This is a genomic window from Bacillus sp. GbtcB10 (assembly GCF_019091365.1).
Taxonomy (GTDB): domain Bacteria; phylum Bacillota; class Bacilli; order Bacillales; family Bacillaceae; genus Bacillus; species Bacillus altitudinis.
Map to the genome: position 1 here is coordinate 1 of NZ_JAGXJP010000266.1, position 254 is coordinate 254.

At 30.7% G+C, this 254-nt stretch carries 1 pseudogene; it reads right to left on the reverse strand.

Annotation, left to right across the window (positions count from 1 at the left end):
• Positions 1–254: pseudogene (locus tag KVT11_RS20245) on the reverse strand (hypothetical protein); the annotation flags it as partial.

A 254-nucleotide genomic window follows, 5' to 3' on the forward strand; every position in this document is an offset into this window, starting at 1 on the left:
TAAAGCGTTTTTAATAACATGTAGTCTAAATTCATACTTTCCATTTTCTAAGCTAGTCATTAAGTCTTCTGCACTTCTTGCAATTACTTTAACTTGATCAGCAGTGTTGAATTGGCAAGTTTCAATATGTTTTTCTTTACCAGCTAAGCGAAGAAATGCTCTTACTTTTATTGTTTTGTCATTATATTTACGTTCGAACTCATCCACAAAACTAAGTTGTTTACGACAATTTTCATCAGTACAGTATAAATCAG